A 25,820-nucleotide genomic window follows, 5' to 3' on the forward strand; every position below is an offset into this window, starting at 1 on the left:
AAGAGCTTCCGCAAACTGAACGCACCACAGCTTGTCGGAAAAGTAGCGCGCGGGACGAAGTATGACAATGGCAAAGAGATGAGGGTCGCCGCCTAGTATCTTTTTACACACCTATTGACAACGGCTCTCCGCGTTAGCGTGCCGTCGATATCAAACAGGATCAGCTTCATGACCGGTCTGACATCTGTATCTGTCCGCCGCAATATTGACAACCTATAACCGCTACGGTAGATGTCTTGCGTAGGTTTTGCGCGACTGGCGAACGTGGAATTGACCACGAGGAAGCGCAAAGCGCTAAGATGGCCGAACGCCTGGGTCTCTTAAATAGAGAGGTCCAGGCTTTTTTGTGCCTGCAAAGAATTCGGGCCGTTGCATCCGGCAAAAAGTCCACCCACCCAACGGGGCGAACAAGTCCTCGGCGGTTTGCGCGCGCGCTGATCGAACCTTACAATGATGCTAAAAGCCTTTGAGAAAGAACCATGATCAAACATTATCTCCTATCCCCTGGCCCGACGCCCATTCCCAATGAAATCGCCCTGGCGATGTCGGAAACGATGATTCACCATCGGACGCCGCAGTTTAACAAGGTGTTCGAAGAGGCACGCCAAGGGCTGAAGAAGCTGTTCGGCACCAAAAGCGACGTGCTGATGCTGGCATCTTCCGGCACCGGCGCCATGGAAGCGGCGGCCGCCAATCTTTTTTCGCCCGGCGACAAAGTATTAGTGATCAACGGCGGCAAATTCGGCGAGCGCTGGCTAAACATCGCCAATGCGTTCGCTTTGAACCCCATCGAAATGCCGGTGCCCTGGGGCCAAGCCGTCAAAGTCGCCGACGTCGAAAAACAGTTAAAGGCGAATCCCGATATCCAAGGCGTGATGATCCAGGCGAGCGAAACCTCGACGACCGTCTTTCATCCGATTCAAGAAATCGCCAAGCTCACCAAAAACGGGCCGCTATTTTTGGTGGACGGTGTGACGGCAGTCGGTGTTACGCCGGTGCCGCTAGACGATTGGGGATTGGACGTGCTGGTTACCGGTTCACAAAAAGCGCTCATGCTGCCGCCGGGGCTGGGCTTCATCGCGCTGAGCGACCGTGCCTGGGAAAAAACCAAGAAGGCCAAGCTGCCGCGCTTCTATTTCGACTTGAATTTGGAACGGAAAAATCAACAAAAAGGCTCGGGCGCCTTCACCCCGGCGGTCTCGTTGATCTTCGGCGTGCGCGCATCCATGCGGATGATGGAACGCGAGGGATTGAAAAACGTTTACGCGCGCCACGACCGCATGTGCCGCGCCACCCGCGCAGCGGCGACGGCGCTCGGGCTCAAATTGCTCGCTCCGGACAGTCCGAGCGCGGCAGCGACCGGCATCTACCTGCCGGACGGCATCGATGCCGACGCGGTGCTCGAATACCTCCGCGATAAAATGAACGTCACCCTCGCCGAAGGCCAAGATCAACTCAAAGGCAAAGTGATTCGCATCGCCCATATCGGCTACATGGGGGCGTTCGACGTCATCACCGCGATCGCCGCGCTGGAAATGGCGCTGCGCAAATTTGGCGCGGAAATCCCGTTTGGCCGCGGCGTCGCGGCAGCACAGGAAGTGCTGATGGAAGCGTTGGTTTGAAAACAAAGAGGCGTTAGGGGTAACGGGTTTAGGAAGAATCGGAACCTCCTTACCCCTTGCGCCTCACTCCTTACGCGTCAGAATCGGATCGTAACATGAAAATACTCGTAACCGACTCCCTCGCCCCTGAAGGGCTCGCGGTTTTCCAAAACGCCAGAGGTTTTGAAGTCGACGTCAAGATCGGCCTCAAACCCGACGAGCTCAAAAAAATCTGCGGCGCCTACGACGGCTGGGTCATTCGCAGCGGCACCAAGATCACGGCTGAGTTGATCGACGCCGCGACCAATTTGAAGGTCATCGGCCGCGCCGGCGTCGGCTATGAGAACATCGACGCCGACGCCGCCACCAAGCGCGGCATCGTGGTGATGAACACGCCGGGCGGCAACAACGTCACCACCGGCGAGCACACGGTGGCTTTAATGATGGCGATGGCGCGTCACATCCCTCAAGCGGTGGCATCGCTCAAAGCCGGCAAATGGGACCGCAACAAATATGTTGGCGTCGAGCTCTGCAACAAGACGCTCGGCGTCATCGGCCTCGGCAACGTCGGCCGCATCGTCGCCGAGCGTGCCGCCGGCCTGCGCATGAAAGTTTTGGGCTTCGACCCGTTTATCGCCGCCGAGAACATCGCGCGCATGGGCGTGGAGCCGGCAACGCTAGATGAAATTGTCGCCAAGTCCGACTTCATCACCGTGCATGTGCCGCTCACCCCCGACACGCAAGGGCTGATCAACAAAGCTGCGTTCGCCAAAATGAAAAAGGGCGTGCGCATCATCAACTGCGCCCGCGGCGGCATCGTCGACGAGCAAGATCTCGCCCAGGCCATCAAAGAAGGCAAAGTCGCCGGCGCGGCGCTCGACGTTTACGTCGATGAGCCGCCCGCCGCCGATCACCCGTTGGTCAAGTTGGAGCAGGTCATCACCACGCCGCACCTCGGCGCGTCCACTGATGAGGCCCAGTTAAACGTGGCCATCGCCGTCGCCGAGCAGATGGTCGACTTTCTTGCCCAGGGCGTGGTGCGCTACGCGGTCAACGTGCCGTCGGTGAGTCCGGAACTGCTCGAAGTGCTGCGCCCCTACCTGACCCTCGGCGAAAAACTCGGCAGCCTGTACACGCAGATGGGCAACGCGCTACCGAAGGAAGTCCAGGTCGAATATCGCGGCGATGTCACCCAGTATAACGTTGCCGCGCTGACGCTGGCGGTGTTGAAGGGGCTGCTGACTCCGGTGATGGAGTCCGCGGTGAACTACGTCAACGCGCCGGTGGTCGCGCGCGAACGGGGCGTCAAGATTGTCGAGTCCAAGGGCGAGCGCGCCGGCGACTTTACCAGCTCGATCACCGTGCGCGGCAAAAACGGCAAGGAAGATCTAGAAATCGAAGGGGCGATTTTCGGCGCCAAACACCCGCGCATCGTGCGCGTCAACAGCTTCTACCTCGAAGCGGTGCCCGAAGGTTATATCTTGATCCTACAAAACAAAGACGTGCCCGGCGTCGTCGGTTCGGTGGGGACAATCCTCGGCAAACATGCTATTAACATTGCCGGTATGGAACTCGGTCGCAGCGCCAAAGGCGGCAACGCCATTTCGTTTACCCATGTCGACGAAGCGGTGCCGAAAAAAGCCCTGGATGAGCTCCTCGCGCTGCCGCAAATCGTCTCCGCCGAGCTGGTCAAACTGTAATTCGGTTTCGGGTTTCGAGTTCAGGGTTTCGAGTTCGAACCCGAAACGCGAAACCCGAAACGCGAAACGGAATTCAAAATGTCCAACGTTGCAATCATCGGCGCCCAGTGGGGCGACGAAGGCAAAGGGAAGGTCGTCGACCTGTTTACCCAGGACGCCGATATCATCGTGCGCTTCCAGGGCGGCAACAACGCCGGCCATACGCTGGTCGTGGAAGGCAAGAAGACCGTTCTCCATTTGATACCTTCGGGCGCGCTGCACCCCAATAAACTTTGCGTCATCGGTAACGGCGTCGTGGTCGATCCGGAAATCTTGATCGAAGAAATCGACGCGCTCAAAGCCCAGGGCCATCTCGCCAACGATACTCAGATCCGCATCAGCGAGCAGGCCCATGTGATCATGCCCTATCACAAGGCCATCGACCTGGCGCGCGAAAGATTGCGTGGCAAGGGCAAGATCGGCACCACCGGGCGCGGCATCGGCCCGGCCTACGAGGATAAGATCGCGCGCATAGGCATTCGCTTTGTCGACCTGCTCGAAGAAGACACGTTTCGCGAGAAGCTCGAACGCAACATCGAAGAGAAGAACTTTTATTTGAAAGCGATTCTCAAAGAGAAGACCCTCGACTTCGACGAGATCCACGACAGCTATTGCCAATATCGCGACAAGCTCAAACGCTACGTAACGAACACTGGTCTGTTGCTCGACGAGCAGATCCGCGCCGGCAAGCGCGTGCTCTTCGAAGGCGCCCAGGGCACCTTGCTCGACGTCGACCATGGCACCTATCCCTACGTCACCTCGTCGAGCACGATCACCGGCGGCGCCTGCTCAGGTTCCGGCGTCGGACCGCAGCACATTCAGCAGATCATCGGCATTTCGAAGGCCTACACCACGAGAGTGGGCAGCGGGCCGTTTCCGACCGAGCTAGATGGGCCCGATGGCGAGACGCTGCGGCGCGAAGGCGCCGAATTCGGCGCCACCACCGGCCGCTCGCGCCGCTGCGGCTGGTTCGACGCCGTCGGCGTCCGCCACGCGGTGCGCATGAACGGCCTCACCGGCGTCGCGCTCACCAAGCTCGATGTACTGACCGGGTTCAAAAAAATCCCCATCTGCACCGCTTACCGTTACCAAGGCAAGACCATCGACGAGTTCCCGGCCAGCTCCAAAGTGATGCAGGGCGTCGAGCCGGTCTACGAGGAAATGGCCGGCTGGGACGCCACGCTCGACAACGTGCGCAAGTTTGCCGACCTGCCGGCAAGCGTGCAGAAGTACGTCAAAAGAATCGAAGAAGTCATTGGCACCGAAATCATCTTGGTTTCGGTGGGACCAGGCCGTGAGCAGACGATTCTCCTAAAAAACCCATTCAACTGAGTGCCGCGTCGCAGCGCCACGGCATATCGACTAACAGCTGGCGTCAAAAGTTTGATAGGCTAAGCACCCTCGGCAGCCCACAAAAACGCGATTTCACAGAAAACCCTTGAATACCCCAAGGCGCATGATTATCGTGATTGCAATCTAATCAGCCTCGGAGGTCCCATGGACGGCGAATATATCAACAAAGAACGCTTGATCGGCGATCTAAAAACCCTGATGAACGACGCGGATGAGCTGTTGCGCGCGACCGCGAGCCAAGCGGGCGAAAAGATCACCGTGGCGCGCCAGAAGATCGAGCAGAGCTTGGTCGAAGGGCGCAAGGCCGTGGCGGACGCGGAAAAGACCTTCGTCAAAAAATCGAAAGAGGCCGCGGAAATCGCCGACGACTATGTGCGGGAAAACCCTTGGAGCGCCATCGGCATCGCGGCTGGCTTGGGTGTTGTGTTAGGATTTTTGATCCGCGGCAAATAGAATTGGCATGGCGGATCGCGATTGGCATAGCGCCGACGGCGGCGGCTCGTCCGGCTTTTTGCGACCGTTGAAGTTGCTCTTGGCCGGCTTGAGCTCGGCCCTGCATACCCGGGTCGAGCTGTTCGTCGCCGAGCTCGAAGAAGAGCGCGAACGCCTCAAGCAGTCGCTGATTTTGATACTCCTGGCGGTGCTCGGTATTAGTCTCGGCGCGATTCTGCTCACGATCTTCGTCATCGCGCTGCTGTGGGAACGCGGCTGGATCGCCGCCATCGGCATGCTGGCGCTTATCTATCTTGGCGTCGGCGGCTGGGCGGCGGCCTCGTTGCGCAACAAACTACTCGCCCGGCCTGGCCTGTTTCCCGATACCTTGGCTGAGCTGGCCAAAGACCGCGACCGTTTGAAAGCCTCTGCCCGTGAGTAATCGTCTCGAAGAGATCGCCCGGCGCAAGCGCGCGTTGATCGAACGCTGCGCCGAAGAACGCGCGCAACTCAGCAACTCCTATCGCCAGATTCATTCACCGCTGCAGCTCAGCACCGCGCTTGTCGGCGTTAGCCGAGTGCTCAAGACTTACCCCCTCCTCGCCGCGGGCATTTCCAGCTTGCTCGTCAGCGGTTATGGCAGCAAGCTCACGCGCTCAGCCGCTGATTTGCTGAAGCTTTGGCGCATGGTTGTGCCGGTTTGGGTTTGGCTCACCAAGCGCGACCAAAAATAGCATCTGAGGGCGACCAGCCGGTCGCCCCTACAAGAATCTGCCAGAGGTAGGAACGCTGCACTGCCTTGGCTGTGCGCGCGCGCTATTCGTTGCGCGCCCGCTCCACTTTGCGCGGATCGGCTGCGCCGCTCGCTTGTCCGCCGTTCACAGTGAGTGCTTGCACGATCCCGAGCGCGCTTTGATCGCGCAGCGTATGGCCGCGCTGCTCGAGCGCTTTCTTCACCGCGTCGTCCATTTTACTCTCAATATTGAGCCGGTCCGGCAGCCATTGATGGTGCACGCGGGCCGCGCTGACCGCCTCTTTGACCGGCTTCTGGAAGTCGAGGATGTTGAGAATCGACTGCAACGTCGCGGTGATAATGCGCGGCCCGCCGGCGGCGCCGGTCACTAGCTTTACCCTGTCGCCGTTCAATATGATTGTCGGTGACATGCTGCTCAGCGGCCGCTTGTTGGGCGCCAGCGCATTGGCTTCATTCCCCACCAACCCGTAGCTATTGCCCCATTCCTGGTGGATGGCGAAATCATCGATCTCGTTGTTCAGCACAATGCCGGTGCGCGCTGCGATCATTTTTGAGCCGAAGCGGGTGTTCACCGACTGGGTGCATGAGACCGCATTGCCAAACTTGTCGATGACGCTGAAATGGCTTGTGCCGCCCTTTTCCGCATTGTAGTTGTAGTAGCCGTAAAACTGCGGCGGGCGCGTCTTGTCCGGCACGATGCGGCCGCGAATCCAAGCTGCGTAATCCTTGCTGGTTAGTTTCCGCACCGGCACATGGATAAAATCCGGGTCGCCGAGAAAGGCCGCGCGGTCGGCGAAGGCGTGCTTCATCACCTCGGCGAGCAGGTGCAAATAAAATGGCGAGTTGTGCTGGAACTCGTCGAGTTTGTAGCTTTCGAGAACATTGAGCATCTGCAAAATCGCCACGCCGCCCGAGCTCGGCGGCGGCATGCCGATGACGGTATGATTTCGATAGCTGCCGACGACGGGCTCGCGCCAAACCGCCTTATAATTTTTCAAATCGTCGAGGGTCATCACCCCGCCGGCCTTTTGCACGGACTCGACAATCGCCTGACCCACCGAGCCCGAGTAAAATGCTTGCGGCCCTTGGCTGACGAAGGTTTTCAAGCTCACCGCGAGATCGGCCTGACGAATGATGCTGCCGTCCGCCGGCACTTTATCGTTGGGCAAAAAGATACGCGCCGTATCGGGAAACTTGCGCAGCGTGTTCTGCAGTCTATCGATGGGAATGCGCAGTGAGGCGTCGATGGCAAAGCCCTCGCCGGCCAGTCGAATCGCCGGCGCGGCGAGAACCGCCATCGGCAATGTGCCAAAACGCTTGTGGGCTTCGGCCAAGCCGGCCGCTTCACCGGGCACACCGACGGCGAGAGCGCCGACCAAACTGAGTGACGCCATCGGCTTGCCGTCGCGCACATACTGCTCGCGCCGCGCCGCCGCGGGCGCGGTTTCGCGAAAATCCAGAGCGAAAGATTTTTTCTCCTTGGCCTGGTAAACGATCATGAAACCGCCGCCCCCCAGACCGGAAGCCGCCTGATCCACCACGGAAAGCGCCAGCGCGGTGGCAATCGCTGCGTCAACCGCGTTGCCACCGCGGTTGAGAATTTCCATGCCGGCTTTGCTGGCGTGCTCGCTGTCGGCAACCACAAGGCCGGATTTGCCTGCCAGCGCTGCGGTTACAGCAACCTGCGTAACAAGAAGCCAGGCAACGACGATGTTTACAGTTGCGTAACGGAGCCGCGTGAACAGCATCGTCCTTCTTCTTTCTCCGCAAGCTTTGTCTGAGATTTGAAATCTGAAATTTGTCATGCGCAAGCGCTGGCGCAGCGCCAGCACTTGCGCCATCGCCCACCATACTACATATTGTTTCAGTTAGTACACGCCGCCGATTCTTTTGTCGAGCATGAAAACCATCATTGGACCATTTCATCCGGACCTGGAGGAAGCCCTGGTCGATGAAATGCTACTGCGCAAAAGTGGCGACCCGCTAGCCCCCCTTTTGATACTTGTCCCTTCGGACCTGATCCGCCGGCGCTTAAAAATACTTTTCAGCCGTGAGCAGCGATTGGCGTTGCTCAACGTCGCCATTCTCACTTTTTTCCAACTGTCGCGGCGCTTGAACGATGAAGGCGGCGCGCCAGACGCAGAGCCGCGCGACGATCTGTTTCTTGAAGAAGCCCTGCGGCGGATCATCCGCACCCGTCAACCCGGCGCCGAGCCCTACGCCGGTATTGAGAACCGCGCCGGCGGCTGCGCCGCGCTTTGGCAGACGCTGCGCGATTTGCGCGACGGCATGGTCGACCCCGCGGTTGCGCTCGATGCCCTGCGCGAGGGCCATTTCCGCGAGCGTGCCGGCCACAGGCTTGCCGAGCTGCTTAATCTCTTTCAAACCTTCCAAGATTTTCGCCAGGCGAAACACCTCACCGCTCAAGCCGATCTCGACCGGCGCGCCACCGAGCAGGTGGCCACGTCAAGTTTTCTCGCAGATTTTATCCAGGTCTATTATTACGGCTTCTATGACTTGACCCAGATCCAGCTCGATTTGTTCCATACCGTGGCGCGTCACTTCCCCACCACGTTGCTTTTTCCACTGCTCAATGTGCAGCCCAGCCATGCGGCTTGGAGTTTCGCCGCACAGTTTTACGAGCGCTACGTGCAAGGCCGCAGCGACGAATCGCCACAGACGCACGAGCCCAGGCCTCTGCTGGCGAGCTTGTTCGACGAGGCCGCTGACCGCAGCTATACCGACTTGCCAAAGCACTGGCAGTGCATGATCACCAGCGCCTTTGGTTTGCACGATGAGATCACATTCGCCGCCAAAGAAATTCTCAAGTTGAACGAGCAAGGGGAAACCCCCTTCCACGAGATCGGCGTCGTCGCCCGCGGCCTCGAACCCTATGGCGCAACGTTGGCAAATGTCTTTCAGCAGCACTGTATTCCCGTCGCCGGCCGCTTTGAGCGGCCCCTCGTCGAAGATCCGTTGGCGAAAACCGTCAATCTGCTGCTCGGTCTGCCCGCCAAAGAATTTTTGCGCAGTCAGGTCATCGACTTTCTCTCGTCCCCCCATGTGCAGTTTCAAACGATCTTGCGACGCACGATCAAACCGCGACCCGACCTTTGGGACTTGGCAACCCGCGAGCTGGCGATTTGCAAAGGGATCGCCGACTGGCGCCGGCTACGCCGCTATAGCCGAGGCGGGTTGCGCCTGTCGCAGCCATCCGAAGATGACGAGCCGCGCCATTGGCAAATTCCCGCGGCGCAGTTGACGGCGCTGGCTGATCTCGTCGACGCGCTGGTGGCGGATTTGAGCCTCCTGCCCTCTCAAGGCTCCTGGCGAGTGATGGCAGCGGCCTGGCAAACTTTGCTGGGAAAATATCTCGGCATCACGGACGATCGGACGGCGCCAACGGGCGACGGTTCGCCGCGAGCGAAGATCTTGGAGATTCTTCAGCAGCTCGGCGCGCTCGACGCCATCGACGATCGGGTTTCCCTGGCTGACTTCAGCCACACTTTTTCACACTGGATCGAACGGTCCACCATCACCGAAGACCGGCGCAACCGCGACGGCGTCATGGTGCTGAGTGCCACGGCGGCGCGCGGTCTCGCTTTTCGAGCGCTGTTTATTCTCGGCATGAACGAAAGCGTTTTTCCGCGCACCATCCGCGAAGATGCGTTTCTGCGCGACAGCGATCGCGACGTCATCGAGCGCGACTTAGGCTACAAGGTCAACGCCAAACTGACGGCCTTCGACGAGGAGAAACTCTTGTTCACCCTGCTTGTCGGCGCCGCCCGCGAGCGGCTTTACTGCTCCTACCAGCGCGCCGACGAGAGCGGCCGTGTTTTGTCGCCCTCATGGTATCTCGGTGAACTGCAGCGCGCTCTGGGCACTGGCGCGAGAACCGTCTCGGTCGTCGAACTGCCGCGCAGCCATGTAGAGAAGATCGCCTTAGCGCCGTTTGACCGCCGGGAGTTTCTGCTGCCCAACGAGCTCGGCGTGCGCATGACGCTGCAAGGCGAAGATCCGACGGCGCTGATCGAGGCGACGACGCCATTGGCGGAAATCTATCGAAGTGGACGAGACGCCATCGCCAAACTCGACCACAGTGGCGCGAGCTTGCTCGCTTGGGACGGCATGCTCGCTAACGCCGAGCCGCACTGGAAGCGAATTTCATTGCGCGGCACGGCGCCGACCACGCTGGAGACCTATGCGCGCTGTCCGTTTCAGTTTTTCGCGCGGCACGTGCTTCGTCTCAAACCGCTCGACTGGCCGGAAGAGTCGCTCGGCCCGAGCCCAGCGGAGTTTGGCCAGTTGGGACACACTATCCTCGATGGCTTTTATCAAGAACTTATCCAACGCGGCTATTTCACCGGCAATGCCGGCAGGATTGACACCGATGTCTGCTTGCAAGCGGCGGCCGAGCGCGCCTTCACCGACTATGAAAATCAAAACCCTGTGGGGTACCCACTCTTTTGGGAACACCTCAAGGATAGCTTGCGGCAGACTTTGCGGCAGGTGATCACTCAAGACCTTGCGGAGCTGGCGCAATCGGGTTTTCAGCCAATCAGCCTGGAAACCCAGGTTGCCGCACATTTGCCGGAAGAATGGCCCGCACCGTTGAACAATCTCATCGTCCACGGCCGCATGGATCGTGTGGATCTGCTAGCCGGCACCGATCAGCCAGAACTGCGAGTGATCGATTACAAGTTCAAATTCGGCGGCAGCCCAAAAACCGAAGACAACAATCTCGCCCTCGGCGCGCTGCGCGGAGTGCGTCTACAGCCGCCGATTTATTTGCAACTAGCGCAACAATGGGCGCGTGAGCACGAGCTGCCGGCAAACTTGGCCATCAAAGCCGACTTCTATTACGTCGCGCCGAATTGGGACGGCGGGCCGCTGACCACGAAAGCTTACGGCAGCAAGGAGCTGAGCGACAAGGTAGGTGCCGCCACCAAAGAAACCATCGCCTACTTGGCCGAAGGCGTGCGTCAGGGGCGCTTTTTCATCAACCGCGGCGACGCCTGCAGCCTGTGCGACATGGCGCGCGTCTGCCGCAAGAACCACCCACCGAGCGTGTGGCGCGCCGAGAACGATCCGATCACAAAAACCCACCGTGAGCTGCGCAAGAAAACTTTAAAGCAGCTGTGAGCGCAGGAGCGAAAGGGACAGTGGATAGGACACCATGAAGCACACGAAGGACACGCAGTTCGGCAAGAAGCTTTTTTTTCTTTTCTTATCTTCGTGGTGAAATTCGCTTTTCATGGAACTCGTGGCTAAGCAGCAGAATTTCACGCTTCCCGACGCCCGTGATCGCGCGCTAGCCATTGGCACGTTTGACCGCAATATCGTGGTCACGGCGGGTGCCGGCACCGGCAAGACGACTTTGCTGGTTGATCGGCTGGTCCATCTGCTGCTGCGCAATCCCGATCCAGTTGCGATCACCGACATCGTCTCACTCACGTTTACCAACAAAGCGGCCGACGAAATGAAGCAGCGGCTGCGCGAGCGGCTGCAGAGTTATCTCGCCGTCAGCCTCGATCGCACGTCAACCGACAGCGCTGAAGAAAAAAACCAGAGCGCCGTGCAGGGTCTAATCCAGCTATATCAGCTTTCAAAGGAAGAAATGGACGGCCGTATTCACAATGCACTGCGCGATCTCGACCGCAGCAACATCGGCACGATCCACAGTTTCGCCGCGACGCTTCTGCGGCTCTACCCTCTCGAAGCCGGCGTCGATCCGCAATTTCGCGAAGACGACGGCGCGGAGTTCGAAGGGTTATTCGACGAGCAGTGGGACAACTGGCTTGGCCAAGAGCTGGCACTCACGAGCCCGCGCGCGCCTGCATGGCGCCGCGTGCTGGCTCGCTTCCAGATTGAACAGATTAAACAGCTCGCCAAATCGTTGGCGTCGGAAACCGTCGAGCTTAACAACCCGGTCACAAAGACGATACCCGCCGCGGTTGCCGATTGGCTGGCGCAGCTTGAAAGCGCTGCGGCAGAGCTGGTCGAAAATCACTCCGGCGACCGTAGCAATGACAAAGTCGCCCGCGCGGCGCTCGCGATTTTGCGCGATTTCAGAAAAAGCGGATCGCGCTCGGAACAGCTCGCGGCGCACTACCAGGAGGTCGCCGACAGATCGATAAATCCAAAGTTAGTCGGCTGGTCGCCGGAAGAATGCGCCACCTTGCGTGAGATCGCCCGCGCCGTCAATGGACTCGGCACAGTCGACGCCGAGTTAACGGCTTTGTTGTGGAACCTGCTCGGTCCGTTCGCGGCGGCGTTCCGCGAACAATTCGTCAGCGCGGGGCACTTGTCGTTCGACGCCTTGCTCGTGCGCGCGCGCAACCTGGTGCGCGACGATCGCCGGGTGCGCGGCGAGCTAAAACGGCGCTTTCGCGCGATTCTCATCGATGAGTTCCAAGACACCGACCCGATCCAGTACGAAATTTTGCTCTACCTCGCCGAGCAGCCCGGTTCGCTGGCAAGCGACTGGCGGCAAGTGAAATTGGCACCTGGCAAAGTCTTTGTAGTCGGCGATCCGAAACAATCGATCTATGCCTTTCGTCGCGCCGACATCGAGGCCTATCTCGAAGTCGTCGAAAAAATTATCAAGGCGCAGGACGGCATCGAGTGCCGGCTGACCACCAACTTTCGCAGCAACCGAGAGATTCTCGATGTCGTCAACGGCGCTTTCGAAAAGCTCATTTGCGCTCAGGAAGGCTTGCAGCCAGACTACATCGGCATCGAACCGGCGCCCGGACGCGGCGCGGCAACGACGAAAATACCAAACGTATTGGTGCGAAAAATCCTTTCCGGCGATAACGAAAAGCTCGACGCCGAAACCGCCCGTCGCCTCGAAGGACAAACCTTGGCGCGCTGGCTCAAAGAAGAGGTGCTCGGCAAAGCGCCGATCCTGAATACGCGGGGCGAGCCGGTGCTGGCACAACCGCGCGACGTTGCCATCCTACTGCGCCGGCTGACCGACATTCACGACTATCTCGAGCCGCTGCGGCGCCACGGCATTCGCTACGTCGTCGAAGGCGAACGGCAGTTTTACTCCGCCAAGGAGATCATCGACGCGGTGAATCTGCTGCGCGCGGTGGAGAATCCCCATGATCGGTTAGCTTTGGTCGGCGTCCTGCGCTCGCCTTTGGGCGGCATCACCGATCAGCAAATTTATGAACTACATCGTGAGGGGCTGCTCGACTATCGCGCTTGGAAGAAACTCGATGCGACAAAATATCCAACAAACTTGGTGCGGCTATACACGGCTCTCGCGCGCCTACACAGTGAAGTCTCGACCATGCCGATTGGCAGCGCCATGGCTCATCTGTTTGCGACGCTGCCTGTCGAGCTGCTGGCCGCCTGCCATTTCCACGGCGAGCAAGCCGTGGCCAATTTACAAAAGCTGCAACAGCAAGCGGAACAGCTCGGCCACGAAGGTTTGACCACGCTCAAAGCGGCGATCCGACAGTTGGAAAAACGCGTGCTCGAAGCCAAGGACGAAAGCGAAAGCATGCTCGCCGAAGAATCCCTTGATGCCGTGCGCGTGATGAGCATTCACAAATCGAAGGGATTGGAGTTTCCCATCGTCATTCTCGCCGGCTGTCAAAGCGGCACCGACAGTGCGCGCGGGGCGCGCGTCGAATCCTTATTTGAATGGTCAAGCGGCCTGACCGGTTTGGTGGTAAACCAGCCGCTCGATTTGGCGGCGCTGTACGTCAGCGAGAAAACCAGGCGGCGCGATCGCGAAGAACAGAAGCGCCTTTTCTACGTCGCCATGACGCGGGTGCGGGAACATCTGGTCGTCTCCTGCGCTCCGGCCAATCGCCACAGCGGCGGATTTCTCGACCTGCTGGATGGCACCGTCGACAGCGCTATTGGTGACTGCGAAGAGTCCACGAGCATCTCCCTTGGGCGGGGAAAGGTCTACATTCACGTCACGACGGAAACACTTACCGCACCCTCCGGCGAGCCGCACAACCCTGATTCCACCCAGGAAAAACCAAACTGGCAAGCGTACGTGAGCGCCTGGGCCCGGCGCGCAAATAGCTACAAAAAAACTCAACAGCTCACGCCGTTTCTCACGCCCACGTTATTGAAGCAGCAGGAAGCCACCCTTGGCGAAGCAACTGCGGAACGTCCGCATCGAAGCGTGTCGGAAGACATTGCTCTTGCGATTGGCAATCTGACTCATGGTTTTTTGCAGCATTGGGACTTTGCTGGCGATGCCAAACGGTTCGAGCCAAGACTAAAAGACTATGTCGATCACAAGTTGCCAGAAGAGTTTCTTCCTCAGCAACGCGAGATCATCGCGGAGCTAGAAGAAATCTTTCGCCACTTCTTTGGATCAGACATTTACAGTGAGATCGCCGGCGCCAAGATTCTCGGCCGCGAAGTGCCGCTGGTCATGCCGTGGGAAGGCCAGATCATGGAAGGTGTGATTGATTTGATCTACGAGCGCGACAACTTGCTTTACATAGCGGACTATAAGACAGATAGGATTGCTAAAAACGAATTGCAGCAGGGCGCGGAACGCTTTCGGCAGCAGCAAGAGATTTACACCGCCGCCGTGCGGCAGAGCCTGCGGCGGCCGGTGGCGGCATTTAAGGTAATCTTTCTGCGCGCCGGTGCCGCTGTCGAAATAGCAGCCAAACCCAATACCCAGTTGGCGCTCTTCTAGGAAGCTTAATGAGAATATTTTTCTTTGACATCGAAACCGTGCCCACCGACAAATCGCTGCAAGAAAACGGCCTATTGGAAGAGCAAATCCGCCTTGACGAAGCCGAGCTAATCAAAAAGCTCAGCCTGTCGGCGATGACGGCGAAAATCATCTGCCTGTGCTACGCCATCGATCCGCCCGGCGATGCGCCGGTGCAAGTGCTGCAGGGCGAAGAGACCGACATCATCAAAAATTTCTGGAAGGTAATTAACGATTGTCACCTGTTTGTCGGCCACAATATTCTCGACTTCGATCTGCGCTTTATCTATCAGCGTTCTATCATCCACCAGATCAAACCGTCGCGGGAAATCCCCTTTACCCGTTTCCGCAACAACCCGATTTACGACACCATGCAGGAGTGGAGCAAGTGGGGCCGCGAGCACGCGAGCCTCGACAACTTAGCCAAAGCCCTCGGCATCCCCTCCCCCAAAGAAAGCCTAGACGGCTCGAAAGTTTACCCATATTACCGGGCAGGAAAGCTGCCTGAGATTATCGAGTACTGTAAGCGGGATGTAGATTCGGTGCGCGCGGTTTATCGGAAGATGACGTTTGCGAAGTCTCTAGGTTAGCAAGTGATCCCACTTGTTGTTTTCATGGGTTATCGTTATCATTTGCCTTATGAGTGCGAATGAGCTTCTGCGAAAGTTCAAAACATTGCCCCCGCGGGAGCGAGAAAAGTTTGTCGCGGCTGTTTTGACGTTAGTTGACAACGGTGGCGGAAAACCGGCAAAGCCGGATCGCCATGTAAAATGGCCTGACGTGGAAAAGCGGGCCAAGCGCATCTTTGGCAACCGCGTGCTTCCGAATCTCGTCCTCTTGGAGCGCGACAAAGCCGCGTTCTGAGCGAGATGAATCATTACGCAGATAGCAGCTTTCTCGTTTCTTGCTACATTGTCGACGCGAACACTGCCCAAGCGAGAGCCTGGCTTTCGCGCACCAACGCACCCCTTGCATTCACTTCGTTACATGCCTTGGAAGTGCGGAACGCCTTCAGACTTGGGGTCTTCCGGGGACTTTTCTCAGTAGCCGATGCGAGTGCAACATTAGCTAACCTCGAAAGAGACCTGCGTAGCGGAAGATTGGTAAGAACGGCGGTTAATTGGACTGTCGCCTTCCGCATTGCAACACTCCTCAGTTATCGGAACACGCAGTCTAGATATACTCCACGTCGCCGTGGCAAAGACATTACACGAAAGCGATCTGATCTCTTTCGACGCTCGCCAACGAACACTAGCTGTGGCCGTTGGCATGCGAGCGTTACCGTAGATTTTCTTCAGTGAATCACGTTTGACTCCGATTTCCCCAGACTATAAGTTAAAAAATTATCGAGATGGGTGCGAGGTTTTTGCTTCGCACCGACAAGTTTAATCAAGACTTTTTTAGGAGGCATTATGGACCATCCCGTAGAATCGACTTTTAAGGAACCAACCGATAAGAAAACTCGTGCTGGTTTCGGCAAATTTCTCCGCCCCAACACTCCCTATGACGACTTCATGGAATCGCAGGGGATTCCGATCTATCGCGATATCGGCGTGCGCCGCGTGCAGGATCTGCCACGCAAACCGTGGAAGCGCCTGGGCGGCAACGGCACGTTTATTCAGCTGCTCGGCACCGAAGGACTGTGGGGCTGTTATGTCGTTGAAGTTCCCGGCGCAGGGGCACTGAATCCCGAAAAGCATCTCTATGAAGAGCAATATCTGGTTGTCGACGGCCGCGGCACCACCGAAGTGTGGGTGGACGGCAATCCGAAGAAGCTCACCTTCGAGTGGCAGAAAGGCTCGATCTTCGCGATCCCGATGAACGCCACGCACCGCATCGTCAACGCGACCTCGAGCCCGGCGCTTCTGCTCGCCGGCACGACAGCGCCGAATATCATGAACAACTTCGGCAACGAAGATTTTATCTTCAATTGCCCCTATCAATTCAAAGACCGGTTCGATCCGACGGACGATTACTACAAATACAAAGAAGAAGTGACGCCCGATCCGGTGCGCGGCCTTGCCATGCGCAAGACCAACATCATCCCAGACGTGATGGGCTGCGAGCTGCCGATGGATAATCGCCGCTCGCCTGGCTATCGCCGCATCGAGCCGCACATGGCTGGGCAGCAATTTTATTTTTGGATCGGCCAACACGAGACCGGCCGCTACTCGAAAGCTCACGCCCACGGTTCCGCCGCGGTGCTGATCTGCTTGAGCGGCAAGGGCTACACCTACACCTGGCCGTCTAAGCTCGGCACCCATCCTTGGGAGAAGGGCACCATCGAAGAAATCCGCCGCCAAGACTACGAGCCGGTGGGTATGGTTAGCGCCGCGCCGATGAGCGGCAACTGGTTCCACGCCCACTTCGGCGCCAGCAAAGAGCCACTGCGCCTGACCGCGTGGTTCGGTCCCAACGCCCCAGGCCGTGAGCGCGGTCGCCCCGGCGAAAGAGCGATTGACTACGGCGCCATCGACATGAAAGACGGCGGCACGGCGATCCCCTATAACGAAGAAGATCCGTTCCTGCGCAAAGAGTTCGAAGAAACTCTCGCCAAAGTTGGCGCCCAGTCGCGCATGGAACCGGATCTCTATAAGAATTCCTACTAGCTAGGCGGGTTTTGGGTTTCGGGTTTAACTCCGAACCCGAAACCCGAAACATTCACTTCGCTCTCTTTTCAATCGAACATTAGGAACATTATGGCCACCGCACCCCGAGGTTCGTTTTCCAACGCCAACCGCCACATGCAGGATGAAGAGAACCTGGTTCTCACCAGTGTCGGCGTCGACATTGGCTCATCAACATCGCATCTGGTTTTCTCGCGCTTGGAATTGACCCTCGAGGGCTCGCGTTACCGTGTGTCTAAACGCGAGGTGATCAACGAATCGGAAATCCTCTTGACTCCCTACGTCGACGACACGCGCATCGACACCGAGGCATTGGAAAAGTTCATCAACGGTCAATACACAAAAGCGAAAATCCGCCGCGAAGAAGTCGACACCGGCGCATTGATTCTCACCGGCGTCGCCGTCCGTCGGCGCAACGCCCGTGGTATCGGAGAATTGTTTGCCCGGGAAGCCGGCAAGTTCGTCGCCGTCAGCGCCGGCGATGGCCTCGAAGCGACCATGGCGGCGCACGGTTCAGGCGCGGTTGCGCATTCGGCAAAGATGGGCGGCGTGGTGTTGAACATCGACATCGGCGGCGGCACCAGCAAGTTCGCCGTCTGCAACAACGGCAAAGTGCAAGAAGTCTCGGCTATCGATATCGGCGCGCGGCTGCTGGCCTTCGACAACGACGGCGTCATCGTGCGCATCGAAGAAGCCGGCAGAAAGCACGCCAAGTGGGCCGGCTTTGAAGTTGCGTTGGGGCAAAAACCCGCTCAAGAAAATTTGAAAAAGATGGTGTCGGGCATGATGGACAAGCTCTTCGCCCTGCTCAACCCCGACGCCGTCACCGACGATATCAAAGGACTGCTACGCTTGCCGCCGCTGACCTACAAAGGCGAGATCGACTGTGTCATGTTCTCCGGCGGCGTGTCCGAGTTCATTTACAATCGTGCCAAGACAAACTTCGGCGACTTGGGTCCTCTCATCGCCGAAGAAGTCCACAAACGCAGCGGCAGCTTGGGCCTGCTGCTCATGGAGCCCAACGCGCGCATCCGTGCTACCGTCATCGGCGCATCGCAGTACACCGTGCAAGTCAGCGGCAACACGATTTTCATTTCCCCCGACGACGCCGTGCCCGTGCGCAATGTCGCCGTAGTCGCGCCGCAGTTCCCGTTAGATCAAGACGAATTCACCAAAGAAGCGGTGCGCGACGCGCTGCGCGCGGCGCTGCAAAGACTCGATCTCCTGCACGGCCGCCAACCCGTCGCGGTCGCATTTCACTGGGACGGCTCGGCAACCTTCTTCCGCCTGCAAGCCTTCTGCAGCGGCGTCGCCGAGGCAATGCAAGAAATCCTCGCCAAAGGCCATCCGTTGGTTCTCGTCAACGACGGCGACATCGGCGGCATCATCGGTCTGCACTTTCAAGAAGAGCTCAAGTTCGACAAGCCGATCATCTCCACCGACGGCATCTCGCTCAACGATTTCGATTACATCGACGTCGGCGCGCTGATTCCATCATCCGGCGCCGTGCCGGTAGTCATCAAGTCGCTCATCTTCCCGGCATCGCCCGAGGCGTAGCCGCTACACGTTTGCACGATCCTGCCTCGACCAAACGCAGGATTGCTGCCCCTCGCATTGCTGCCCGCGCGAAAGCCAAGTCAACGGCGCACCTGCGCATACCACGCGTCGCTCTGCGCAGCTTCAGAAGTCAAATTGGAGAGGTTGCGTGCAATCCCCCAGCAAATGTGCAATGGCTGATCTAAGAGGAGTCGCAATTACCCCTATGACGCTCATCATCAATAACAACGAGGTCGAAAAGCTGCTGACCATGGAAGACACCATCGCAGCGCTAGAACAAGGCTATCTCCAGCTTGCGGCCGGGGAGGCGGTGTGCCGGCCGCGCATCGATATCCGCATACCGACCAGCGATCCCAGCAAGAATTACCAGTGGGGGACGATGGAAGGCGGATCGACGGCTGGCTATTTCGCCATTCGCATGAAGTCCGACGTCATCTATGAGAGCAAGTACAACGGTGTCGTCACGCAGGAAAAATATTGCATGAAGCCTGGCCTTTATTGCGGCTTGATCCTGCTGACTTCAGTAGAGAATGGCGAGCCGCTGGCATTTATCAACGACGGCCACCTGCAGCACATGCGGGTCGGGGCTGACGGCGGCATCGGCGTAAAGTATCTTTCTAATCCCGAGGCTGAAGTGGTCGGCATCATCGGCTCCGGCGGCATGGCGCGCACGCACATGGAGGCGTTCATGCACGTGCGCAAGCTCGAGAAGCTCCAAGTCTTCAGCCCGACCAAGGAGAACCGCGAGCGCTTCGGCCGCGAGATGGCGGCGAAATACAACATTGAAGTGAAAGTGTGCAGCCGACCCGAAGAGGTCTACAAAGGCGCGCATATTTTGGCCGCTCTCACCGATTCCGCAGTGGAAGTCACCGACGGATCCTATCTCGAAAAAGGCGCCCACATTGTGGTCGTCGGCGGCAGCGGTAAACCCGACGACAAGAGTTTGCAGAAGGTCGACGTCTATCTGCGCTTCGGCGACACGCCGGCGCCCACTGGTCACCCCGAGCTTGCGACCGATGCTGAGAATCTCGGCTACGAGGCGCGGCCGCAACAAGCCAAATTTGGCGACGGCCGCCGCGATCGGCGCAAGCATGGCAACTCGTTGCCCAACAAACGCGTCACGCTCGCGGACCTCGTCTCCGGCAAAGCAAAGGGTCGCACCTCGGCGGAACAGATTACTTATTCCGAAAGGGGCAATCTGCAAGGCGCGCAATTCCACGCGGTGGGCGGCAAAGTCTACGAGCTGGCCACGCGCGCCGGCGTTGGCCGTGAGATACCGACGGAGTGGTTTTTGCAGGATATTCGCGATTGAGCCAAGATTCGATGGGTATCGCTAACGCTCAACCCATCCTACGTAACTAGGGCTGTCATCGTCATCCTGAGCGAGGGCGAAGGATCTGCTTTTGCTGAGTTCGCCATGCCGGTGCCGGCGTAAATACCGCCCGCAGAGCTGTGTTCAGAGACAAGTTGGGTTAAAATATCAGCAGTTCACCGCTTTTATAACCGCAATTTCTCTCCCCCGAGAAAGCCGTGTTGTTTTATGACCGAAAATCCACCGATTGCGACACAGTCTCCTGGGAGAGAGGTCGGGGTGAGGGCCGCTCGAAACGTGGCAGGAACACACCACAACATTCCGTCATCTTTGTCGAATGGCTCCGAGTTCTTTTCAATTCTCTCCTAAGTGAATTCTCACGTTGCGATACGCATCCATCTCCGCTCGATCGCGCGGGTTGACGACAATCGTCGTCACCGGCGTTTCGATGATCGCCGGACCGGCGAACGCGGTGCCCGGTTGCATCTTGGTAAAATCGTACACCCGTGTCTGCACAAAATCGCGTGACTCTTCAAAGTAAACCGGCCGCTGATTTTTCAGCGCTGCGGCGCCGTCGGACTTTTCTATGTTCTCTGCCTTAATGTCAGGCTTTTTCAAGACCCCAGTCGCCGTCAAACGAAACGTCAAAATCTCTTTGCCCGCTTCTTTGTAACCTGAGCCCTGGCCGAAGGCCTTCTCGTAAGACTCATCGAACAAATCATAGAGCGCTTCCATGTCGGACTCTGTGATCGGCACCGTCCCTTCGGCGAACGGGATATTCAATTCGTGCACCTGATAGCGATAGCGCATGTCGACACTGCGCTGCACGCGCACGTCACGCTCGGTAAATCCGGCAGCGCGCAGATCGACGTAGGCTTTTTGTAGTAGCCCGGCAAAGTTTTCATTAACCCGCTGCAAATCGACAGGGACGACTACGTGATCGGACTTGCCATATTCGTAGGCGACGTCCGAGCTGATCAAACCCGTCGCGCCGTGAACAGACGCGGTGAGTGGAATAACAACTTGGCGAATCCCAAGTTCCGCGGCATAGCGGCTCGCATGCACCGGTGCCGCACCACCGAAGGCGAAAAGAACGAAATTTCTCGGATCATGCCCCTTTTCCACCGTCGCCTTGCGAATCAAGTCGCTCATGTGCGCGTTGGCGATGCGATAAATACCGGCGGCGGCCTCCACTTCGGTCATCTTGAGCGGCTTGGCGATTTTCTCGCGGATCGCGTCCAACGTCTTCGTCTTGGCGAGCCGCATGCGCCCGCCGAGAAAATAATCAGAGTTGAGATAACCGAGAACCAAATCAGCATCCGACACCGTCGGCTCCGTGCCGCCGACGTCGTAGCAAACCGGCCCCGGCGATGCGCCGGCGCCCTGCGGTCCGACTTTCAACAATCCGGTGTCGGGCTCGATCCAGGCGATGCTGCCGCCGCCGGCGCCGATGGATTCCACCCAGATTTTCGTCGAGAGAATGCTGTAGCGCAAAATCACCGGCTTGTAGTCGCGTTCGATGACACCGTCGCGCACCACGCTGACTTTAAACGTAGTCCCGCCCATGTCGGTGGCAAGGATATTTTTCTCGCCGATATGCTCGCCGAGAAAGCGCGTGCCGACGATGCCGGCCGCTGGGCCGGACTCGATGATGCCCACGGCGTTTTTGCAAGTCGCGGCGATTCCCAACACGCCGCCGTAGGCCTGCATGATCAACGGCTCGCGCCGGAGCCCTTTGCTGCGCAGAATTTCTTGCAAATTTTGCAAATAGGAGGAAATCTTCGGCCCGATGTAGGCGTTGAACACAGTGGTCGCCGAGCGCTCGTACTCGCCCGTATAGGGCGCGACCTCGCTCGACAAGGTAAAGAACAACTGCGGATATTTCTTTTTGAGAATGTCGGCAAGCTGTTTTTCATGGGCGTCGTTCATGATCGACCAGAGAAAACAGACCGCCACCGACTCGACGCCTTTTGACACCAAGCGATCGAGCGCCTGCTCGGCCGCTGGCACGTCGAGGCGAATCAACTCCGCCCCTTTGTAGTCGATTCTTTCGGTCACCTCTTCGACCAGCTTGCGCGGCACAAAGGGCACCGGCTTATCCATCGCCGAGCGGTGCGCTATTTCGTTTTCGGTCAAACCCTCGGCGACCTTACCGCGCATCATGTGCAAGGTATCGCCAAAGCCGCGGGTCATGATCAAACCGGTTTTCGCCCCAGCGCGCGTGATCAGCGTGTTGTCGCCGATGGTGCAGGCATGCAAAAACAACTGGGTCGACTGCAGCAGCGCCTCCGCGCTGCTCAATCCAAGGTTACGCGCTGCATCCGCCGTGGCGTTCAACGCCCCCTGAGAAAAATACGCTGGCGTCGACAGCGACTTGCCAATAGTAACGCTGCCATTTTCGTCGATGACCACGCAGTCGGTAAACGTCCCGCCGATATCCACGCCCACGATGTACTGCATTTGGCCTCGGGTAACCTACTTTCCTAATCTTAATGTGACACGAAGTAGGAAGTATGAATTATGAAAGCGGAAAACCGAAAAAGGAAATACCATCGCTCCGGAATTTCCGCTTTCCGCGGTTCCGCTTTCATACTTCTCTTCAGCATCCAAACCCATCCCGGCACTTGATCCCCAACTCGCGCTGCACCTCGCGCAAAAAGCTCACGTCGGCAATCTGGTTGATTGCGACTTTTTCCGGGTCGACGCCCAAACGCGGCGCGGTCTGCTGCAAAAAAATTCTCATGCCTTTTTCCGTAAAGCCGCCCGGGTCGTTGGCATACATAAATTGCAGAACCTGCGCGGTCGCTTCCTTGGCGATGTCGAGGCTGATTTTCAAATCCTTCGCTGCGATCTGCGCCGCCTCGTCGGGGCGCTGTCGGATCAACTGCATGGCGCGCAAATGCGCGCGCAGCCAGCGCTTGATCATGTCAGGATTTTCTTTGATCAGTTTTTCATTCACTGCCGTGCCGGAGAACGGCACCGGAAACACTTCGCCCGAGTGCATAAGAATGCGGTAACCCCTGCGCACCAATTCAGCAGCCACGTCGGGATTGTTCGCTGCCGCGGCCACCTGCCCCTGATCCATGGCGATCACCCGCGCTTTGGATTCGCCAATCGCAATAAACTTCACGTCGCGCACCGGATCGAGACCCATTTTGGTCAGCATCAGCCGGGTGGCGAAGTCGTTGGTCGCGCCGGGGCTGGAGATCGCGATGGTCTTGCCTTTCAAATCTTCCGCCGTCCGAATCTCCGGCCGCGCAGTGAACTGAAACGTCGAAGTGTTGTAAATAAAATAAATCGCCTTCAACGGCGCGCCGCGCAATGCCGCGGTGATCGACGGCCCAGCGACGCCGAAGTGAACTTCGTTGGCGATCAGCGCCGGCACCGAGACGCGCGAGTTCATGACGATCACTTTGACGTCCAGACCCGCTTCGGTGAAAAAGTTTTTCGCCCGCGCCACGTAGGTCGGCAGGTAGCCGAAGTCGGGAGTAGAAATAGCTTGGTAGGATGGGATGAGACTTTTCCCAGTTTGGGCCCACACCAATGTTGGAATGATCAGCAACCAGGCTATTATCCATGCGACTCGTTTGCTCACTTCGCCCCCGGAAACAGCTCTGTGTATTTTTTCCCTAGCGCCGCGTAGCGCCGGCCAATATCCAACGGATCAGGCATTTTGATCTCCAAACCTTTGAGCACTTGCGTCTCGCGCGAGCTCACTCTCGGGTGCGCCGGCGTACGGTCGTGGGCTGCGAGAATTTTCTGCCCCTCTTCCGATAACAGGTAATCGATCAACAGCGCACCGGCGTGCGGATGCGGCGCAGCGCGCGTCAGAAAAAGAAAGCTCGGCCGCAGAAACAACGGCCGCACCGGCGCAAAACCCACCGGCGCCCCGTGCTGCATCAGGCTGATCACCGTGTTGAGATTGGTCTCGATGGCAAGATCGTATTCGCCGGCGGCGATCAACTGCGTCAGCAAACGCCGGCCGCGCACGTGGTGCAGGTTCTGATCATTGAGCCCGCGCATGAGCTTGACCGTGGCGTCTTCGCCGAGATGCTGCAGCAGCGCGCCGAACCAGTAGTAAGACTGGCTGTCCATCGCCATCTTGCTTTTCCAGCGCGGCCGCAGCAGATCTTCCAGCCGCTGCGGCACCTCGTCCTTCGACACCAGCCGCGAGTTGTACACCGGCACGAGGATGTTGAGAAAATTGACGTTCCAAAACCCGTCCTTATCGCGAAAGTTTTCGGGATACGCTGCCAAGGACGGCGAGCGGTAGCGCGCCATGACGCCTCGGTCGATCAAAACTAAGATGCCCAACTCGCCGCTCATGATGACATCGGCGCTGAGCTTGCCGGCGCGCGCTTCGGTTTCGACCCGGGCGATGATCGACGCGCCGGAGAACCTGCCGATTTGGACCTTGATACCGGGATATTGTTTGGTGAATCCCGCGCTGAGCGCGTTGGCAACGATCGGATCGAGGTTAAGATAGATAGCCGCTTCGCCCTCGGCGCGCGCTCCGGCACCCAACCGTGCTAGCCGCTCCGTCGGCGCCAGCCCTTCCAAAGCCGACAATGCATCACCGCTCTGCGCTGCGTCCGCAAAGGCGGCAGTCAGCAGCCCAACGGTGAGTAACACTCCACCCAGAACGGCCCTTAACATCGTCATCAACGGCGCTGACTGTACAGTCGTTGAATGTTTTTGAAATAGATGCCGAAGCCGATGCCGGCGAGGAAGTAAAGCACTGCGCGGACAACCGCCCAGGTGTCGCCATTGCCGGAATATTGCCGCAGCTCCCAGAAGGCAAAGAAGACGAAAAATACGGCTGCCGTGGCGATGAGTATTTTGTGCGCGGTAATGAGTTTCATGTCCCTAAAGCTAATCAATCATAGCCACGGTATCGGTGGCAAGCACTTTTGATTCTCATTTGCATCGCTTCCGCACACTGCGTAGGATGCACGGGGATCAACTGAGATGAGGAAACAATGAATCGAGAAGGCATTAATACCGACAAAGCCCCCAAAGCCATCGGCCCGTATCAACACGCGATCAAAGCCAACGGTTTCATCTACACGTCGGGGCAGACCGCCATCGATCCGGCTACCGCTAATTTCGTTGCCGGCGGCATCAAAGAACAAACCCGTCAAGTGTTGGAGAATCTCAAAGTGGTGCTGGAAGCCGCCGGCTCGTCTCTTGAAAAGACCGTGAAAGCGACGGTGTTTCTCAAAAACATGTCCGACTTCGCGGCGATGAACGAAGTCTACGCCGAGTATCTCGGTGGTGCGAAGCCGGCCCGCTCAACCGTGGCGGCGGCCCAGTTGCCCCGCGACGCTATGGTCGAGATCGATTTGGTGGCGTTGGTTTAGGAGGTGATCGGTATCGCTTCGCTCAACCCATCCTACATTTGACTATGTCGCAATTGTCATTCTGAACCGAAGGCGAAGAATCTGCTGCGCGTACCCTGCGAAAAAGCAGATCCTTCGCTTACGCTCAGGATGGCAAGATAGCTGCTTGCGGCATTGCGACACAGTCGCAAACCGGGAACGCAAATAGTTTAGCGTTAAAGGCCAAAACCCAAGCAGACCTAAAACCCTATCGCTAACCGCACCAACGCTTGCAGAGCAAGCTTGAGCCGTTGTCAATAGGTGTGTAAAAAGATACTAGGCGGCGACCCTCATCTCTTTGCCATTGTCATACTTCGTCCCGCGCGCTACTTTTCCGACAAGCTGTGGTGCGTTCAGTTTGCGGAAGCTCTT

The 25,820-nt window shown here is 58.1% G+C and carries 18 protein-coding genes; 13 read left to right on the forward strand and 5 right to left on the reverse strand.

Annotated elements, in window-relative coordinates; genetic code table 11:
* Positions 1–479 precede the first annotated feature (479 nt).
* The 6 genes from FJ145_24205 to FJ145_24230 all read left to right on the forward strand — a co-directional run bounded on the left by FJ145_24205 (position 480) and on the right by FJ145_24230 (position 5,859).
* On the forward strand, positions 480–1,622 hold the full coding sequence (locus FJ145_24205; GenBank protein ID MBM4264517.1) for an alanine--glyoxylate aminotransferase family protein: 1,143 nt from the start codon (positions 480–482) through the stop codon (positions 1,620–1,622).
* Between the two features lie 95 nt (positions 1,623–1,717).
* The gene (locus tag FJ145_24210; GenBank protein ID MBM4264518.1) at positions 1,718–3,301 is read left to right on the forward strand and encodes a phosphoglycerate dehydrogenase; all 1,584 of its coding nucleotides are present in this window, start codon (positions 1,718–1,720) and stop codon (positions 3,299–3,301) included.
* Between the two features lie 78 nt (positions 3,302–3,379).
* Positions 3,380–4,672 carry an adenylosuccinate synthase gene (locus FJ145_24215; GenBank protein MBM4264519.1) on the forward strand — a complete coding sequence of 431 codons (1,293 nt, stop codon included), beginning with the start codon at positions 3,380–3,382 and terminating at the stop codon, positions 4,670–4,672.
* Between the two features lie 165 nt (positions 4,673–4,837).
* Positions 4,838–5,146 (forward strand): DUF883 domain-containing protein, encoded by a 309-nt coding sequence (locus FJ145_24220; GenBank protein MBM4264520.1) that lies wholly within the window; start codon positions 4,838–4,840, stop codon positions 5,144–5,146.
* Between the two features lie 7 nt (positions 5,147–5,153).
* Positions 5,154–5,567 (forward strand): phage holin family protein, encoded by a 414-nt coding sequence (locus FJ145_24225; GenBank protein MBM4264521.1) that lies wholly within the window; start codon positions 5,154–5,156, stop codon positions 5,565–5,567.
* Entirely contained in the window at positions 5,560–5,859 is a 300-nt protein-coding gene (locus FJ145_24230) for a hypothetical protein (protein ID MBM4264522.1), read from the forward strand. The genes FJ145_24225 and FJ145_24230 overlap by 8 nt, the downstream gene beginning before the upstream one ends.
* A gap of 82 nt (positions 5,860–5,941) precedes the next feature.
* On the opposite strand, the gene ggt is transcribed toward FJ145_24230, so the two are convergent.
* The gene (gene ggt / locus FJ145_24235) at positions 5,942–7,720 is read right to left on the reverse strand and encodes a gamma-glutamyltransferase (GenBank protein ID MBM4264523.1); all 1,779 of its coding nucleotides are present in this window, start codon (positions 7,718–7,720) and stop codon (positions 5,942–5,944) included.
* Between the two features lie 58 nt (positions 7,721–7,778).
* On the opposite strand from ggt, the gene FJ145_24240 reads away from it, so the two are divergent.
* The 6 genes from FJ145_24240 (at position 7,779) to FJ145_24265 (ending at position 20,070) form a co-directional block, all read left to right on the forward strand.
* Positions 7,779–11,021: a hypothetical protein gene (locus tag FJ145_24240; GenBank protein MBM4264524.1), complete on the forward strand. Its 3,243-nt coding sequence runs from the start codon at positions 7,779–7,781 to the stop codon at positions 11,019–11,021.
* A gap of 112 nt (positions 11,022–11,133) precedes the next feature.
* Positions 11,134–14,556 carry a hypothetical protein gene (locus tag FJ145_24245; protein ID MBM4264525.1) on the forward strand — a complete coding sequence of 1,141 codons (3,423 nt, stop codon included), beginning with the start codon at positions 11,134–11,136 and terminating at the stop codon, positions 14,554–14,556.
* A gap of 8 nt (positions 14,557–14,564) precedes the next feature.
* Complete coding sequence (locus FJ145_24250) at positions 14,565–15,164, forward strand: hypothetical protein (GenBank protein ID MBM4264526.1); 600 nt, start codon at positions 14,565–14,567, stop codon at positions 15,162–15,164.
* 822 nt (positions 15,165–15,986) lie between these two features.
* On the forward strand, positions 15,987–17,183 hold the full coding sequence (locus FJ145_24255; GenBank protein ID MBM4264527.1) for a cupin domain-containing protein: 1,197 nt from the start codon (positions 15,987–15,989) through the stop codon (positions 17,181–17,183).
* A gap of 90 nt (positions 17,184–17,273) precedes the next feature.
* A complete protein-coding gene (locus FJ145_24260) occupies positions 17,274–18,758 on the forward strand; it encodes an ethanolamine utilization protein EutA (GenBank protein ID MBM4264528.1) in 1,485 nt (494 codons plus the stop codon).
* A 205-nt stretch (positions 18,759–18,963) separates the two neighbouring features.
* On the forward strand, positions 18,964–20,070 hold the full coding sequence (locus FJ145_24265) for an ornithine cyclodeaminase family protein (GenBank protein MBM4264529.1): 1,107 nt from the start codon (positions 18,964–18,966) through the stop codon (positions 20,068–20,070).
* 354 nt (positions 20,071–20,424) lie between these two features.
* Here FJ145_24265 and FJ145_24270 read toward each other — a convergent pair whose 3' ends face one another.
* From FJ145_24270 to FJ145_24285, 4 genes are all read right to left on the reverse strand, one after another.
* Entirely contained in the window at positions 20,425–22,530 is a 2,106-nt protein-coding gene (locus tag FJ145_24270; protein ID MBM4264530.1) for a hydantoinase/oxoprolinase family protein, read from the reverse strand.
* Positions 22,531–22,669: 139 nt separating this feature from the next.
* A complete protein-coding gene (locus FJ145_24275; protein MBM4264531.1) occupies positions 22,670–23,692 on the reverse strand; it encodes an ABC transporter substrate-binding protein in 1,023 nt (340 codons plus the stop codon).
* Entirely contained in the window at positions 23,662–24,732 is a 1,071-nt protein-coding gene (locus tag FJ145_24280; GenBank protein MBM4264532.1) for an extracellular solute-binding protein, read from the reverse strand. The genes FJ145_24275 and FJ145_24280 overlap by 31 nt, the downstream gene beginning before the upstream one ends.
* Positions 24,732–24,932 carry a hypothetical protein gene (locus FJ145_24285; protein MBM4264533.1) on the reverse strand — a complete coding sequence of 67 codons (201 nt, stop codon included), beginning with the start codon at positions 24,930–24,932 and terminating at the stop codon, positions 24,732–24,734. The genes FJ145_24280 and FJ145_24285 overlap by 1 nt, the downstream gene beginning before the upstream one ends.
* Before the next feature lie 117 nt (positions 24,933–25,049).
* Here FJ145_24285 and FJ145_24290 point away from each other — a divergent pair, with 117 nt between their 5' ends.
* Positions 25,050–25,430: a RidA family protein gene (locus tag FJ145_24290; GenBank protein ID MBM4264534.1), complete on the forward strand. Its 381-nt coding sequence runs from the start codon at positions 25,050–25,052 to the stop codon at positions 25,428–25,430.
* Positions 25,431–25,820 lie beyond the last annotated feature (390 nt).

Source organism: Deltaproteobacteria bacterium (assembly GCA_016874755.1).
In the GTDB taxonomy this organism is placed as follows: domain Bacteria; phylum Desulfobacterota; class Binatia; order UBA9968; family UBA9968; genus DP-20.

Excerpts from the sequence above, each read along its gene's own strand:
- FJ145_24255 (MBM4264527.1), top strand. The coding sequence starts at position 15,987 with ATGGACCATCCCGTAGAATCGACTTTTAAGGAACCAACCGATAAGAAA.
- FJ145_24270 (MBM4264530.1), bottom strand. The coding sequence starts at position 22,530 with ATGCAGTACATCGTGGGCGTGGATATCGGCGGGACGTTTACCGACTGC.
- FJ145_24215 (MBM4264519.1), top strand. The coding sequence starts at position 3,380 with ATGTCCAACGTTGCAATCATCGGCGCCCAGTGGGGCGACGAAGGCAAA.
- FJ145_24265 (MBM4264529.1), top strand. The coding sequence starts at position 18,964 with ATGACGCTCATCATCAATAACAACGAGGTCGAAAAGCTGCTGACCATG.
- FJ145_24285 (MBM4264533.1), bottom strand. The coding sequence starts at position 24,932 with ATGAAACTCATTACCGCGCACAAAATACTCATCGCCACGGCAGCCGTA.
- ggt (MBM4264523.1), bottom strand. The coding sequence starts at position 7,720 with ATGGCGCAAGTGCTGGCGCTGCGCCAGCGCTTGCGCATGACAAATTTC.
- FJ145_24205 (MBM4264517.1), top strand. The coding sequence starts at position 480 with ATGATCAAACATTATCTCCTATCCCCTGGCCCGACGCCCATTCCCAAT.
- FJ145_24245 (MBM4264525.1), top strand. The coding sequence starts at position 11,134 with ATGGAACTCGTGGCTAAGCAGCAGAATTTCACGCTTCCCGACGCCCGT.
- FJ145_24210 (MBM4264518.1), top strand. The coding sequence starts at position 1,718 with ATGAAAATACTCGTAACCGACTCCCTCGCCCCTGAAGGGCTCGCGGTT.
- FJ145_24240 (MBM4264524.1), top strand. The coding sequence starts at position 7,779 with ATGAAAACCATCATTGGACCATTTCATCCGGACCTGGAGGAAGCCCTG.
- FJ145_24290 (MBM4264534.1), top strand. The coding sequence starts at position 25,050 with ATGAATCGAGAAGGCATTAATACCGACAAAGCCCCCAAAGCCATCGGC.
- FJ145_24260 (MBM4264528.1), top strand. The coding sequence starts at position 17,274 with ATGGCCACCGCACCCCGAGGTTCGTTTTCCAACGCCAACCGCCACATG.
- FJ145_24220 (MBM4264520.1), top strand. The coding sequence starts at position 4,838 with ATGGACGGCGAATATATCAACAAAGAACGCTTGATCGGCGATCTAAAA.
- FJ145_24280 (MBM4264532.1), bottom strand. The coding sequence starts at position 24,732 with ATGACGATGTTAAGGGCCGTTCTGGGTGGAGTGTTACTCACCGTTGGG.
- FJ145_24250 (MBM4264526.1), top strand. The coding sequence starts at position 14,565 with ATGAGAATATTTTTCTTTGACATCGAAACCGTGCCCACCGACAAATCG.
- FJ145_24225 (MBM4264521.1), top strand. The coding sequence starts at position 5,154 with ATGGCGGATCGCGATTGGCATAGCGCCGACGGCGGCGGCTCGTCCGGC.